This window comes from Vibrio sp. 10N.286.52.F8, from assembly GCF_041468745.1.
Lineage (GTDB): Bacteria > Pseudomonadota > Gammaproteobacteria > Enterobacterales > Vibrionaceae > Vibrio > Vibrio crassostreae_C.
In genome coordinates this window covers 183,161-197,065 of sequence record NZ_JBFRJF010000010.1, presented here as the reverse complement: position 1 = coordinate 197,065, position 13,905 = coordinate 183,161, and the positions used below count along the sequence as shown (strand labels likewise).

Annotated in this window: 12 protein-coding genes; 7 read left to right on the top strand and 5 right to left on the bottom strand. The window is 44.6% G+C overall.

The genetic code is table 11. From position 1 onward, the window contains the following. Nucleotides 1-50 precede the first annotated feature (50 nt). From AB4133_RS05010 to galM, 3 genes are all read left to right on the top strand, one after another. The gene (locus AB4133_RS05010; RefSeq protein ID WP_052878877.1) at nucleotides 51-1,103 is read left to right on the top strand and encodes a UDP-glucose--hexose-1-phosphate uridylyltransferase; all 1,053 of its coding nucleotides are present in this window, start codon (nucleotides 51-53) and stop codon (nucleotides 1,101-1,103) included. Between the two features lie 181 nt (nucleotides 1,104-1,284). Continuing rightward, the gene (gene galK, locus AB4133_RS05005; protein WP_372224032.1) at nucleotides 1,285-2,445 is read left to right on the top strand and encodes a galactokinase; all 1,161 of its coding nucleotides are present in this window, start codon (nucleotides 1,285-1,287) and stop codon (nucleotides 2,443-2,445) included. A gap of 111 nt (nucleotides 2,446-2,556) precedes the next feature. Continuing rightward, nucleotides 2,557-3,636, top strand: a complete 1,080-nt coding sequence (galM, locus tag AB4133_RS05000) for a galactose-1-epimerase (protein ID WP_372113587.1) — start codon at nucleotides 2,557-2,559, stop codon at nucleotides 3,634-3,636. Between the two features lie 219 nt (nucleotides 3,637-3,855). On the opposite strand, the gene AB4133_RS04995 is transcribed toward galM, so the two are convergent. Next, nucleotides 3,856-4,854 carry a substrate-binding domain-containing protein gene (locus tag AB4133_RS04995; RefSeq protein WP_017066816.1) on the bottom strand — a complete coding sequence of 333 codons (999 nt, stop codon included), beginning with the start codon at nucleotides 4,852-4,854 and terminating at the stop codon, nucleotides 3,856-3,858. Nucleotides 4,855-5,051: 197 nt separating this feature from the next. Here AB4133_RS04995 and AB4133_RS04990 point away from each other — a divergent pair, with 197 nt between their 5' ends. Further along, a complete protein-coding gene (locus tag AB4133_RS04990) occupies nucleotides 5,052-5,384 on the top strand; it encodes a tRNA-binding protein (protein WP_372224031.1) in 333 nt (110 codons plus the stop codon). 46 nt (nucleotides 5,385-5,430) lie between these two features. Here AB4133_RS04990 and AB4133_RS04985 read toward each other — a convergent pair whose 3' ends face one another. After that, nucleotides 5,431-5,985 carry a gamma-glutamylcyclotransferase family protein gene (locus AB4133_RS04985; RefSeq protein WP_017060795.1) on the bottom strand — a complete coding sequence of 185 codons (555 nt, stop codon included), beginning with the start codon at nucleotides 5,983-5,985 and terminating at the stop codon, nucleotides 5,431-5,433. 288 nt (nucleotides 5,986-6,273) lie between these two features. On the opposite strand from AB4133_RS04985, the gene AB4133_RS04980 reads away from it, so the two are divergent. Beyond that, nucleotides 6,274-7,458: an NnrS family protein gene (locus AB4133_RS04980; RefSeq protein WP_372224030.1), complete on the top strand. Its 1,185-nt coding sequence runs from the start codon at nucleotides 6,274-6,276 to the stop codon at nucleotides 7,456-7,458. Nucleotides 7,459-7,525: 67 nt separating this feature from the next. Here the strand turns inward: AB4133_RS04980 and AB4133_RS04975 are convergent, their stop codons facing one another. Further along, nucleotides 7,526-8,533: an adenosine deaminase gene (locus tag AB4133_RS04975; protein ID WP_017069510.1), complete on the bottom strand. Its 1,008-nt coding sequence runs from the start codon at nucleotides 8,531-8,533 to the stop codon at nucleotides 7,526-7,528. A gap of 354 nt (nucleotides 8,534-8,887) precedes the next feature. Between AB4133_RS04975 and AB4133_RS04970 the strand changes: the two genes are divergently transcribed. Then, nucleotides 8,888-9,205 carry a DUF3622 domain-containing protein gene (locus AB4133_RS04970; RefSeq protein ID WP_372224029.1) on the top strand — a complete coding sequence of 106 codons (318 nt, stop codon included), beginning with the start codon at nucleotides 8,888-8,890 and terminating at the stop codon, nucleotides 9,203-9,205. Between the two features lie 201 nt (nucleotides 9,206-9,406). Here AB4133_RS04970 and AB4133_RS04965 read toward each other — a convergent pair whose 3' ends face one another. Beyond that, nucleotides 9,407-10,453, bottom strand: coding sequence for a succinylglutamate desuccinylase/aspartoacylase family protein (locus tag AB4133_RS04965; RefSeq protein WP_017060792.1), 1,047 nt, complete (start codon nucleotides 10,451-10,453; stop codon nucleotides 9,407-9,409). A gap of 271 nt (nucleotides 10,454-10,724) precedes the next feature. On the opposite strand from AB4133_RS04965, the gene AB4133_RS04960 reads away from it, so the two are divergent. Next, nucleotides 10,725-11,264, top strand: a complete 540-nt coding sequence (locus AB4133_RS04960; RefSeq protein ID WP_017070352.1) for a DUF3332 domain-containing protein — start codon at nucleotides 10,725-10,727, stop codon at nucleotides 11,262-11,264. A 138-nt stretch (nucleotides 11,265-11,402) separates the two neighbouring features. On the opposite strand, the gene AB4133_RS04955 is transcribed toward AB4133_RS04960, so the two are convergent. After that, the gene (locus AB4133_RS04955; protein ID WP_017060790.1) at nucleotides 11,403-12,875 is read right to left on the bottom strand and encodes an aminoacyl-histidine dipeptidase; all 1,473 of its coding nucleotides are present in this window, start codon (nucleotides 12,873-12,875) and stop codon (nucleotides 11,403-11,405) included. Between the last annotated feature and the right edge of the window lie 1,030 nt (nucleotides 12,876-13,905).

Below are 13,905 nucleotides of genomic sequence, written 5' to 3'. Positions count from 1 at the left end.
ATTCATCTTGGTGAATTGACCAAGACACAAAATTTGAGAGCAATCTAAGCATGTCAAAAGTTGAATTTAACCCAGTAGACCATCCACACCGTCGTTATAACCCATTAACAGGTCAGTGGATTTTAGTATCACCGCACCGAGCGAAGCGTCCTTGGAGTGGCCAAGATGAAAAGCCATCGACTGCGCAACTTCCAGCGTATGAGAAAGAGTGTTTCTTGTGCCCAACCAATACGCGTATCTCGGGCGACGAAAACCCAGATTACGACGGCACTTATGTATTCAGTAATGACTTCGCGGCGTTGATGCCTGATTCACCTGACGCTCCAGAGTCTGATAACCCTCTATTCAAGACTCAAGGTGTTCGCGGGTTGAGCCGCGTGATCTGTTTTTCTCCGGACCACAGCAAAACGCTGCCAGAGTTACCAGTAAACAAGATTCGCGGTGTTATCGACACATGGAATGAACAGATTGAAGAGCTAGGTAAAGACTACCTATGGGTTCAAGCGTTTGAAAACAAAGGCGAGACCATGGGCTGTTCTCAGCCTCATCCGCACGGTCAGATATGGGCAAACAGCTTTTTGCCCAACGAGATTGAACGCAAAGAGAAATTGTTAAAAGAGTACTTCGAACAACAAGGTTCGAATCTTTTAGTGGATTACGTTGAAGCTGAAATGAAAGACGGCTCTCGCACTGTGGTTGAAACTGAACATTGGATTGCGGTGGTGCCTTACTGGGCGGCGTGGCCATTTGAAACCATGTTGCTACCAAAAACGCACATTCGCCGTATGAGCGAACTGACTGACGAGCAGCGTGATGATTTAGCGCTTGCGATTAAGAAGCTGACCAGTCGTTACGACAACTTGTTCCAATGCTCATTCCCGTACTCAATGGGTTGGCACTATGCGCCGTTCTTTGAAGAAGGCACCGACATCGATCACTGGCAACTGCATGCGTTGTTCTACCCGCCATTGCTACGTAGTGCTTCGGTTCGCAAGTTCATGGTCGGCTACGAAATGTTGGCTGAGTCTCAGCGTGATTTAACCGCAGAACAAGCAGCGCAGCGTCTGCGTGATTTGAGTGACGTTCACTATAAAGAGCAGTAATACGTTGCTTCGTAGATAACAAGCGAGATTCCTGATATCTCGTCCCTCGATTCTGGAATGACGGCAGGTGAAAGGCTGATGTTGTCATTCCCTACCGTGAGAGACGAATGAGATAGGGAATCTAAAAGAATTAAAGTGGTGCCGTGAAGGGGCCATAACCAATTGAACAAAGAGTTTACTTATGTCTGACCTAATCCAAAACGTGAAAGCATCTTTTGAGCAAGTCCTTGGTTACCAAGCGACTCATATTATCCAAGCACCAGGTCGTGTGAACCTGATCGGCGAGCACACTGACTACAACGATGGTTTTGTTCTACCGTGTGCCATTAACTACCAAACGGTAGTCGCCGCGGCTAAGCGTGACGACAACATTGTTCGTGTAGTATCAGTGGACTACGGTAATGCAGTCGATGAGTTCGATTTAACTCAAGAGATCACCTTCCAACAAGACAAAATGTGGGCGAACTACATTCGTGGTGTGGTGAAGTGCTTAAAAGGTCGCGGCTTTGAATTTACAGGTGCAGACATCTCTGTAACGGGTAACGTACCTCAAGGTGCAGGTTTAAGTTCTTCTGCGGCACTTGAAGTGGTGATTGGTCAGACATTTAAGGTGCTTTACAACTTAGAGATCACTCAAGCAGAAGTAGCATTGAACGGCCAGCAAGCAGAGAACGAGTTCGTTGGCTGTAACTGCGGCATTATGGATCAAATGATCTCGGCGGAAGGTCAAGCGAATCACGCGATGCTTTTGGATTGCCGTAGCCTAGAAACTCAAGCGGTTTCAATGCCAGAAGATATGGCTGTGGTTATCATTAACTCAAACAAGAAACGCGGCTTAGTCGACAGCGAATACAACACACGTCGTGAACAGTGTGAAGAAGCGGCGCGCATCTTTGGTGTTCCGGCACTTCGTGATGTGACCATTGAGCAATTCAAAGCGAAAGAGTCTGAATTGGATGAAATGGTCGCGAAACGTGCTCGTCACGTGATTACTGAAAATGACCGTACTGTTGAAGCGGCTCAAGCTCTACGCACTCATGATATGAAGCGTATGGGCGAGTTGATGGCTGAATCGCATGCATCAATGCGTGATGATTTTGAAATCACGGTGAAAGAGATTGATGCGCTGGTTGATATGGTCAAAGAAGTGATCGGTGAACAAGGTGGCGTGCGTATGACTGGCGGTGGTTTCGGTGGTTGTATTGTGGCATTGGTTCCACCTGCATTGGTTGATGAAATCAAAACAACCGTTGAACAGAAATATCAAGCGGCGACGGGGCTAAAAGAATCTATTTATGTGTGCCAAGCGAAAGACGGAGCAGGCTTAGTTGAAGTAATCTAACGGCTTCGAGACTTAATATAGAGCTTACCAAGTAAAAAGATCATGGTAGGCCAAATGCTAAAGCCTTTACTTCAGGTAGAGGCTTTTTACTGGCACTAGAAGGAATTTAGAATGACACAAGAGCAAAACCTGCATCAATCCATGGCGCAGACTCCAGCCTATGATGGCCAACCCGCTCAGTTAGTGACGCTATCAAATACGCATGGCATTCAAGTGACATTCATGGATATTGGTGCAACATGGTTGAGCTGTATCCTGCCAGTAAAGGGAAACAAAAGAGAAGTGTTGTTGGGTGTTAACTCAATGGAGAACTTCGATAAACAAGCCAGCTATATGGGCACAACCGTTGGCCGTTATGCTAACCGCATTGCTAATGGTCGTTTCAAAATTGATGGTCAGAATTACAAGCTGGAAACCAACCAAGCGGGCAATACCTTACATGGTGGCCCGAACGGATTTGATAAACGCCGTTGGAATATTGCCGAGCAAACCGAAACGTCAGTGGTGTTCACTCTAGAGTCTGCTGATGGCGACCAAGGATTCCCGGGGAATTTGAATGTGTCGGTGCGTTATGACATCACCGAAGACAATCGAGTTTCCATTAATTACTCTGCAACCACAGACAAGCCGACTGTAGTCAACCTAACGAATCATGCGTACTTCAATCTACTTGGCGCTGAAGCTGGACACGATTGTTTGTCACACATTGTCAGTATCAATGCTAATCAGTTCTTACCGACCAATTCGGTGGGTATTCCGTTAGGTAACCTTAAATCAGTGAAATCGACCAGCTTTGACTTCAATCAGCCTATGATGATCTCAGAGCGTTTGTTGGGCGATGAACAGCAGAAAGCAGCAAAGGGTTACGACCACTCTTTCTTATTGGCTGATGGCTGCAAACGCACTCAATGCGCCGCGACCGTAACCTCACCGGATGCGCTCGTCACACTAAAAGTATTTTCAACCAAACCTGCGATGCAGCTATACACCGGAAACTGGCTTGGTGGCACACCAAACCGAAGTGGTGGCAGCTATGAAGACTACGCTGGTTTGGCGCTAGAAACCCAGTTCTTACCTGACTCTCCTAACCACCCAGAGTGGAAGCAGGACAGTTGTATTCTCAAGCCTGAACAAGAATATAACTACAGTACCTGTTACCAGTTTGAATTTTCGGGGGATTCTTCAAACTAGTACGCTCTAGCTCAAAGCGGTTACGTCAATATCTTTTGTTTGTGAATAGGACGATGTGAATTATCGCGTTGTTCTTGGGGGATGAGCAAAAGTGGCGCTCAACAAGAGTGCGGTTTATTAAGCGCGATTGTTGAGTATCTGAGTAAGGTAGGAAAGCCCTAACAGAAGCGATTCTGTTAGGGCTTTTTTTTGTTTATTGCTTGATGAGTCGACCAGAACCTAGACTTTCTCTACCGAATTACGGCGTACCAGAGTTGGAGAGAACATCATTGGTTCAGTTGAGGTGTTTTCACCTTTGGCTAAGTGCAACGCGAGTCGTGTCGCTTTCTCTGCCATCATCTGAATCGGGTAGCGAATAGTGGTGAGCTTTGGATGAACATAGCGGGCAATCAAACCATCATCGAAACCGATGATCGACATTTTGTCTGGCGCTTGAATACCGTTTTCATCAAGGACAGACAAAGCACCAGCTGCCATGTAATCGTTGTACGCCACAATGCCAGTGATTGGCAGTGACTTAGTCAGAAGGTTAGTCATGGCGTATTCGCCACCGTCACTGGTCGGCGCTGAGTATTCAATATAGCTGTCAGAGAGCGCTATTTTGTAATCTGAGAGTGCCGCTAAGTAACCTTGGATACGCTCATCGGCATCTTCAATGCTATGCGATGAGGCGATACAGGCAATGTTCTTATGGCCATGGCGGATCAGATATTCCGTCGCAAGATACGCACCTTTTTTGTTGTCTAAGAAAATACAGTGGTTGGCAATCTCAGCAATATAACGGTTGATCAGTACTAAGCCTTTGACCTCTTTTGCATAGGCAATCAGTTCTTCGTCGGTGAGGCCTTTAGAGTGGATCACCAGGGCGTCACAACGGCTGTTAATCAGCAATTCAATCGCTTGTCTCTCTTCTTCACGATCGTGCGAGCCATTACCGACAAGGATATGTTTTCCGTTCTCACGAGCGACATTGTCGACAGCCTTAACCAGCGTGCCAAAAAAGGGATCGGAGATGTCACCGACCAATACACCAACAGTGTTCGTGCTTTGGCTTACCAGCGCTCGAGCATTGGCATTCGGTCGATAGCCAAGTTTAGACATCGCTTTAGTTACAGACTCTACCGAGCTTGCACTCGCCTTGGGAGACTTGTTGATCACTCGAGATACGGTTGCAACAGAAACACCAGCTTCCTTTGCTACATCTTTAATTGTTGCCATTTTTAACCTCTATACATTGCTTCATCTATTTAACACCGACAATGATAGTAAGGCAACGAAACTCTCATTTTACTTCCAGTAATGAGATCTTTACCGCTTGTAATTATTAGGCTTAATGCTAGTGTAAACATTTACATTTTACTTAATTTTAGTAAATGATTTAATGAGTGAAAATAAACCAATATAGGAAGTGAGAAATGGATACTGTCTCTTATGGTGACTTTGCTAAGTTAGAAATGCGTGTGGGTAAGATCATTGAGGTTGTGCGTCATGAAAACGCCGACAAGCTTTACATAGTGCAAGTGGATGTTGGTGACAAGACACTGCAAACGGTGACCAGCCTAGTCCCTTACTACACAGAAGAAGAGTTGATGGGTAAGCAGGTTGTTGTTTTGTGCAATCTAGCGAAGGCGAAGATGAGAGACACCACTTCTGAGTGCATGTTGCTTTGTGCAGAAACGGAAGATGAATCTGAAAGTGTATTGCTAACACCTGAACGTGCGATGCCAGCAGGTATTCGTGTCGTTTAAGCTCACTTTAGGTTGGTGAGTCAATGTGTTCACCAACCTAAATCAACTAGCTGCGTACAGTTAGTATCAAGCCATCAATCACACTGTGATGGTGATCGGAAACCCCAGCAAGGTTGCCGTATTTAGGCTGGTGGCGATCATTTTCTAATGGGTGATGCCAACCTTGTGTGTGTTTAACGAAGTGCGCCGCAAAGCTTTCAGACACCTCTAAACATCCTGCTAATACAGTATCGACGTAGGTTTGAACGATAGGGCTGTTTTCGCAAGGTGCTTCAATCTCGTCTTTGATGTAAACCCAGATCGGTTGATCCTGTTTGAATTCATCTTGGCTTTCTATCTGAGAGGCCTTTAATTCGATACGGTGATAACCACGCTCACGGCGATCAAACTCAGCCAGTGCAATATCATCCACCTCAAGCAACACACCATTCACTTGTCCTTCGCCGAGATTGACGATCAAAGGGGATAAGACATAGCTGTCATCGATCTTGCTCCAATGGCGAATCAAGCCATGAACAATCGCAGGGATCGCTTGCCCTGTCTGACCGGTAAGCTGACGTGAAGATGAGTTGATTAAACTGCCATAACCAAAAATATACATCGCATTCCTTGTCTGAGTTGTTCCATTTAAGTCTAGTCTTACTATATGTGGCGAGATACCAAAAGTCAGTAAGTTTCTATTTATACATGCATGTGTCTTTATGACTCTTTTAGTTGTGTTTTTTTGACTTATTTATTGGCTATTGAATCTCGTGAGTCGCTGTTTTTACTGGTTTTATCTAATTGGCGCGTTTCATGCAATGTGATCTGCATATTGCATCGGATTTGATGCACACAAAATTTGGTTTAGGTAATACCTTGGCCGCTTATCTGAGAATTAGGAGCGAGTTTGTTAAATATCACAGATAAAAGTGTAGAAGACGCGATTCCAGCCTACCTGCGTTTAGGCTTTCGACCTTTCTTCTTTTTAGGCAGTCTCTATGCAGTGATCGCGATTGTCGCTTGGGTCATCATGTTCCAAAACGGTCAGCCTGAGATTTTAAAAGTTCCCGCACTGTGGTGGCACGTGCATGAGATGCTGTTTGGTTTCTCAATGGCGATAGTGGTCGGTTTTGTGTTAACGGCAGTACAAACGTGGACGGGTGTCAATGGCACCAAGCATTATCGATTAGCTGCGCTAGTCGGTTTGTGGCTCGCACCTCGTATTCTGTTTTGGACACCCGCTCCGTTATGGCTGATCTCGTCGGTTGAGGCGCTGTTCTTAATCTTCGCCGCCTACGAAATTGGTTTCCGAGTCGTGAAGTCGAAAGGCTGGAAGAATCTATTCTTTGTGCCACTGTTTATATTGGCTATCGTGGCGAATTTTGCTTGTTACGCGACCATTAAGGGGATGCCTCCATTCCCATCGTCTGCAGTTTGGCAGGCTATGTTGTGGTGGTTTACCTTGCTGTTATCAGTGATGGGTGGGCGAGTGCTCCCATTCTTTACAGCGCGTCGTTTTGATTTCGAAAAAGCGCAGCCCTTGGTTTGGTTGGAATGGTTAGCCAATCTACCTTTGGTTGGCTTATTTGTGTTGAGCTTCTTCCCATTGACCTTTGCTCAAGTCGGCAATGAGTTGATGGTATTTGCAGGTGTGACACAGTTGGTGCGCTTTATCCGCTGGAAGCCTTGGACAACACTATCAGAACCCTTGGTGTGGTCGCTGCATGCGGCTTACCTATGTATCCCTCTCAGCTTGCTGTTACGCGGTTTGCTAGATAACCCGTTCGCGAGCCATAACATGCTGCACCTGTTTGCGATTGGCGGTTTGAGTGGGTTAATTCTGGCGATGATCACGCGCGTGACAATGGGACATACTGGCCGTGCTATCTATAAAGGGCCAAGTATGGCTTTGGCGTTCTCGGCTATATTTATCGCGGCACTCGTTCGTAGTTTAGGTGTGACATTCTTCCCGGCGTATTTATTTGAGATGGTCAATATCAGCGCGGGTTTATGGACGTTAGCGTTCGGTCTATTTATCTGGAAATTTGGGATGATGCTGTTAACGCCAAGAGTGGATGGTCACCCGGGCTAAGCCAATTAGTTATCTATTGATATAGATAGGGAAGCTCAGAGCTTCCCTTTTTGATCTTGATAACTCATTAAGTACTCGCAGCAAGGTATTGGCGTACCTGTGTGATGAGATCTTCCTTGGCGTGAGGCGAGATAAAACTGGCTTCGATGGCATTAATACTGAACTGCGCCAATTCGTTTTTGGTCACTGGGTGAGCATTGGCGACGGCGAGGAAGTTATCATTCATATAGCCGCCGAAGTAAGCCGGATCATCGGAGTTGATGGTGACGCACAGCCCTTTTCTCAGCAACTCGACGATGTTGTGCTCTTGCATGGTCTCAAACACCTTGAGCTTGGTATTCGACAGCGGGCAGACGGTCAGTGGTGTACGTTTTGCTATTAGTTGTTCCATCAACTCTTCATCTTCTACACAGCGAACGCCATGATCAATTCGGGTAATGCCTAGCAAGCTCAGTGCGTCGCTAATATTTTGTGCTGGGCCTTCTTCTCCGGCGTGCGCGACAGTCAGAAAGCCTTGGTTGATCGCTTCTTGGAATACATGTTTAAACTTCTCTGGTGGATTGCCCTGTTCTGATGAATCTAACCCAACGGCAATGATCTTATCTTTATAAGGAAGGGCTTGTTTGAGTGTTTCAAAAGCGCTGTCTTCATCGAGATGACGCAGAAAGCACATGATCAGTTGGCTGCTGATACCAAGCTCTTGCTCCACTTGATTCAAAGCTCGAGTAATCCCGCCAACGATGACTTCAAAGTCAATGCCGCGTTCAGTGTGAGTCTGAGGGTCGAAGAAGATCTCAGTATGAACCACATTATCTTGCTGACACTTCAACAGATAAGCCCACGTCAGGTCGTAGAAATCTTGTTCATGAATCAGTACGTTTGCACCTTGGTAATAGATATCGAGAAAGGATTGAAGATTGTGGAACTGGTACGCGTCTCGAACTTGGTCTGGGGTCTCAAAGGGAATCGACAGGTTATTACGCTTGGCGAGTTGGAACATCAGCTCTGGCTCTAATGTGCCTTCTATATGTAAGTGCAGCTCAACTTTGGGTAAATTTTTGATGAAGCTATCCATAGCAACTCCTTAGCTATTTTAATTATGAGCGGAGTAGGTGAGACAGTAGAGTCTATAAACCTGAGCAAGCAGGTATCTCTTTCATTTATCTCTGTTTGAGCATAGTTCATTTCATTGTTATCGATAAAATAGGATAGAAGTTGATGGTGAACCGAGAGTTATGAACCGATTGAAATTAGGCGCAAACGATTTGCAGCATTGGAGTGTGATCCGCTGCAAATATTTGCAGCAATATTCATTGATTTGTGCTCTAATACCGCGCTTACCAAGGGATGGTGTTAAAAGATGCTCACTTAGATGGAGTTATCAAAGTTGACCGATCCCTTAATGATCTCCCTTAGGAAAAAATAGAACATGTCTAAGAACAAAAAATTTGATATCCGCCTTACAGAAAAACGCAACGGTTGGTGTGCAGAGATTACTCGTCAAGTAACGTCTCGCAACACTACAGTATCTAAGCGTGAGTCTGGTTTCGAAACTGAAGCTCTAGCACAAGAGTGGGCAGAGAAAGAGCTAGCATCTTTCATCGCTAACCAAGCTGAACGTAACGAGCGTAAATCAGAGCAACGTAAAGAGCGTGACGAACTACGTCACACTAAAGAGCTTAAAGCTGAGCAAGCACGTGAAGCGCGCGCTAAAGCTCGTGCAGAAGAGCAACAAGACGCTGAATAATTCAGTGCATGACTAATTTATAGATCCCTTAATTTTAAGATAAGGGATTTGTGAAAAAAAGCCCCGATACAACTTTTTTCTTTCGAGTTAAAAGTGTTTTGGGGCTTTTTAGTTTGTGGAGTTCTGTTTTATTGTGTTTAAGAGCTCGGTTTGGCTTCTCGCTTTTAACGTCGAGCTCTTAAACTGTTAAGCATTGTCTTATCAGTTATTCAGTGCAGTTAGCCAATCGTCTTCTGCCACTTCTTCAATGTAGCTTTCTACTGATTGTCCTACTTCTTCATCGTCTTGCTTGAAGTAAGCGATGTGGAACACAGCATCACCTTCGTTGACCAAAGGCAGAGTTTGCTGACCAATCACGATACCGCCTTTGGTTGTGATCACTTGGCCTTCTTGGTGACCCAATGGAGAGCTGATGTAAGCAAGGGTTTGTCCTGCTTCAACCTGTTCGCCAAGTCTTACCATGTTACGCAAAATACCGTCTGATTCAGCGCGGATCCAGCTGGTGGATTTACTCAATACTGGCTCTGGTAACTTCTTACGGTTAGGGCGCAGCATGCCGATTTCTTTCATCACTTGATGCACGCCAAGGTAACCCGCACGAATCGCGAGGTGATCAAAACGCAGCGCTTCACCACCTTCGTAAGTTAATACAGGAATACCCAGTTTTTCCGCTTCGCTACGCAGTGAACCGTCGCGCAGTGGAGAATCAATAATCACGGGTGTTGCGAACGCTTTTGCGATGCGCAGTGTCTCAGGGTTCGATAGGTTTGCACGAATCTGTGGCAGATTGGTACGGTGAATCGCGCCCGTGTGTAGATCCAGAATGTAATCACAGTGCTTTGCCACGTTCTCAAAGAAGGTGTAAGCGATACGTGATGTTAACGATCCTTTCTCACTGCCAGGGAAGCAACGGTTTAGGTCACGACGGTCTGGTAGGTAACGAGATTTATGGATAAAGCCAAATACGTTAACGATAGGCACAACAATTAATGTCCCTTTCAGTTTCTTTGGATCAATCGCATTGGTCAGTTGTCGTGCAATCTCAACACCGTTTAGCTCATCGCCGTGGATAGCCGCATTTACCATCAGTGTTGGGCCTGCTTGGCGACCGTGAATAATTTCAATCGGGATCGAAAGTGGAGAATGCGTGTAAAGCTGAGCCGCTTGCAGTTCAATCTCCATTCGCTGTCCTGGCTGAACAGTATAACCAAGTAATTCGAATGGTTGATTAGGTTTTAGTCTTGCCATTTAGGTTGTTCTCAACATGGTGATAATTCGTTAACACGGAATGTAGCAATCGTTGATTTTTAGTACGAATCAATCGCTTTACGGTGACGACAAAAGTTTTTTATGAAGGGGCTTCTGAATTGGTTTCAGTTTTTTATCTGGCTAATTGAAGGGTGTTTAAAATTTTGAATTTTCTGACAATACATTAACTTAGAGCTGATATTTGTCATTCAGTTCGTTGGTATTATCCACCGCCATTTTTTGGCGGCCAAATTCAAATATTGAGATCAAAATGAAAAAAACAATTTCAAAAGTTGTAGCACTAGCGGTGGTATCTGTTGCTTTATCTGGCTGTGTTGGTAGCAACGCAGTAACGGGTTACCTAATGAAGTTCAACATCAAGGCTGTTGATAACCGTTACGCTCGTGGTGGTTTGAACATGCTATTTGCACCTGCATACGGTCTAACAGTTGCTGCCGATTACCTAGTATTCAACTCACTAGAGTTCTGGACTGGTAGCAACCCACTAACAGGTGCTCCGCACATCTTTGATACTAAGACTGATACTTACCTAGACATCAACCACCAACTTGATCCGTCTCTAACGGAAGCGCCAGTGGGTCCTATCACGAGTGCAGATGTGATCGAAAAAGGTCAAATGCAGCAGATTGATGAAAACACGATCCAAATGGACATTACTTACCAGTCTGGTGAGCGTGCGACGTTAATCGGTGTTCGTGATGGCGAGATGGTGACGTACTTCATCGATGGCGAAGTTGTGGCACAAACTTCAATTGATGAGCTAGAAAGCTACGCGGCTTCACGCGCTTAATTGTTTATTTAGTCACAAGTAGTAGCTACAAAGATTAGATACAAAAACAGGTACTCATTGAGTACCTGTTTTATTTTGTCTCAGATAAACGGTGTTTACTGTAAAACACCATTTACTGAACAAACATAGCTTATCGAATTAAGCTTTTTCTGGGATCGCTTCAAGCAATGCAACCATTTGGTTCCAGAATAGCTCAACGGTGTCGATCTTCACTTTCTCATCAGGAGAGTGCGGAAACTTGATGGTTGGGCCGAAAGAAACCATATCCATGTTCGGGTAAGGTTCTTTGAATAGACCACACTCAAGACCAGCATGGATAACCATGATGTTTGGCTTGTGACCGTAGATACCTTCGTACATGTCACGGAAGATATGCATGATTTCTGAATCTGCGTCTGGTTTCCAACCTGGGTAAGCACCAGAGAACGCGATGTTAGCGCCTGCTAGTTCAGCAACAGAGTGAAGCATGCTTTCTACTTGGCTACGACCTGAATCGATAAGAGAGCGGATCAGGCAAAGTACTGTGATTGAGTTCTCTTCTGTTGTGATAACACCTACGTTTAGAGACGTTTCCACAACACCTTCAATCTCGTCACTCATACGAATCACGCCGTTTGGACATGCGTTAAGTGCCGCGATAAAGCGAGCTTGGTCTGCTGACGCAAGTGCGCCCATTTCTACAGAAGCTTCTTCATTGAAAGTCACGATGCTGTCTTCTACTTTACCTAGCTCTGTTGAAAGCAGCTCAGTGTAGTAGTTGTATAGTGAAGCCAGTTTTTCTTGGTTTGCCGCAGGAACAGCAACCGTTACGAAACCTTCACGAGGGATCGCGTTACGAAGGCTACCACCTTTGAATTCGACGATGCGAAGGTCTAGCTCTTTTGCGTGACCCGCTAGGAAGCGAGCAAGCAGTTTGTTTGCGTTTGCACGACCTGTGTGGATGTCACAACCAGAGTGACCGCCTTTTAGGCCTTTTAGCGTTAGCTTACGTGTTACGAAGTCAGCTGGAATCGCATTACGAGCAATTTCAAATGTCATTGCGCCGTCGATACCGCCAGCACAACCCATGTACACTTCGCCTTCTTGCTCTGAATCGGTGTTAAGAAGGATATCGCCTTCTAACCAACCCGCTTCAAGACCGAAAGCACCAGTCATGCCTGCTTCTTCATCTACTGTTAGTAGAACTTCGATAGGGCCGTGCTGGATTTCGTTTGAAGCAAGAACCGCTAGGCAAGAAGCCATGCCCATGCCGTTATCAGCGCCAAGCGTTGTGCCTTTAGCTGTAACCCACTCACCATCAATGTATGGTTGAATTGGATCTTTAGCAAAGTCATGAACTGTGTCTTCGTTCTTTTGTGGAACCATATCGATGTGAGCTTGTAGCACTACACCTTTTTTGTTTTCCATACCCGCCGTTGCTGGCTTTTTGATGAATACGTTACCCGTTGGGTCACGACGTACATCTAGGCCTTGCTCTGTTGCCCAAGCAATAATGTATTGAGCAAGCTCTTCTTCATGCTTAGAAGGGTGTGGGATTGAGCAAATCTTATCGAAGAACTGCCAGATAGGGGCAGGGGATAATTTACTGATCTCAGAATGGAATTCAGACACGGATGACTCCTTTTTTATTTAATAACCATATATTTAGGTTTTGTATGGGGAAAAACCTAGAACAAAAATCTAAAATATGGGTCTGTTTTGATGGCAACAGCATACCACTTGAGCGTTTTGACGAGTAGCGGTTCTAAACCTCAAATAGCTCAAATTTTGAAAGCGATCTTGTCCATCTGATCACAGATAAGCGCCTTGATGCTTATAAATGGAGCAGGCAAACGTTTGTTTAATTCTATTTTGTAGTTTTATTACAAAATAAGTTTGTAAAATAACCGTAAATGGCCAAAAATGTGACGTATAGCAAAAAATACTTGTAATCTTTTTTCTTTAGGGTATATTAATAACCAACTTCTGAGATGAAGAGTAAATGCTCAAAGGATGAGTCCGTTTTATCGCCTCCAAGGAACCGAGAAATCAAATTCGTTTTTTATTGATTTATTAAGGTGATAGTTATGAAAGGTTTACCATCTGCAATGTTCTGGATTAACAGCTCTGTTTACACTAGCAACTTTGCATACCCTACAAGCTTTGGTTACTAATACCGTAAGCATGTAACTCGAACAGTTTTGTTCACCCCTATATATTGGAATTCTTTTACAGCCCTTTTGGTTGACAGATTCTACCGCCACTCAGTTTTGAGTGGCGTTTTTTTTGCCTGCTACTTTTCCAAACCGCTTTCGCTTGTCACTTTCCTTGCTGTTCTGCGTGGTTGTTTTTTAAACGCCGAAATATCAATTTGCGCCTTATTACTGATCCTGTTGAAAAATACATAACTATTGTGAGTTTGAATTCAGAATTTACTGGCTAGATTATCAATGAAAATAACCGATGGTAGAAAAAACAACCAACTAGTTTTAGTGAGTCTATTGTTGTTAATTGTTTGTTTTTAATGGTTATTTATCGATGATATCTTCATTTTTAATCGCTTTGTTTCATACGGCATTCTGATAAATATCGATTAGAGCCTTAATTCTATCTGGAATTTGTTATTTGATAACTTTATAATCCACAGCCAATCGATTACGCA

Excerpts from the sequence above, each read along its gene's own strand:
- AB4133_RS05010 (WP_052878877.1), top strand. The coding sequence starts at position 51 with ATGTCAAAAGTTGAATTTAACCCAGTAGACCATCCACACCGTCGTTAT.
- galK (WP_372224032.1), top strand. The coding sequence starts at position 1,285 with ATGTCTGACCTAATCCAAAACGTGAAAGCATCTTTTGAGCAAGTCCTT.
- galM (WP_372113587.1), top strand. The coding sequence starts at position 2,557 with ATGACACAAGAGCAAAACCTGCATCAATCCATGGCGCAGACTCCAGCC.
- AB4133_RS04995 (WP_017066816.1), bottom strand. The coding sequence starts at position 4,854 with ATGGCAACAATTAAAGATGTAGCAAAGGAAGCTGGTGTTTCTGTTGCA.
- AB4133_RS04990 (WP_372224031.1), top strand. The coding sequence starts at position 5,052 with ATGGATACTGTCTCTTATGGTGACTTTGCTAAGTTAGAAATGCGTGTG.
- AB4133_RS04985 (WP_017060795.1), bottom strand. The coding sequence starts at position 5,985 with ATGTATATTTTTGGTTATGGCAGTTTAATCAACTCATCTTCACGTCAG.
- AB4133_RS04975 (WP_017069510.1), bottom strand. The coding sequence starts at position 8,533 with ATGGATAGCTTCATCAAAAATTTACCCAAAGTTGAGCTGCACTTACAT.
- AB4133_RS04970 (WP_372224029.1), top strand. The coding sequence starts at position 8,888 with ATGTCTAAGAACAAAAAATTTGATATCCGCCTTACAGAAAAACGCAAC.
- AB4133_RS04965 (WP_017060792.1), bottom strand. The coding sequence starts at position 10,453 with ATGGCAAGACTAAAACCTAATCAACCATTCGAATTACTTGGTTATACT.
- AB4133_RS04960 (WP_017070352.1), top strand. The coding sequence starts at position 10,725 with ATGAAAAAAACAATTTCAAAAGTTGTAGCACTAGCGGTGGTATCTGTT.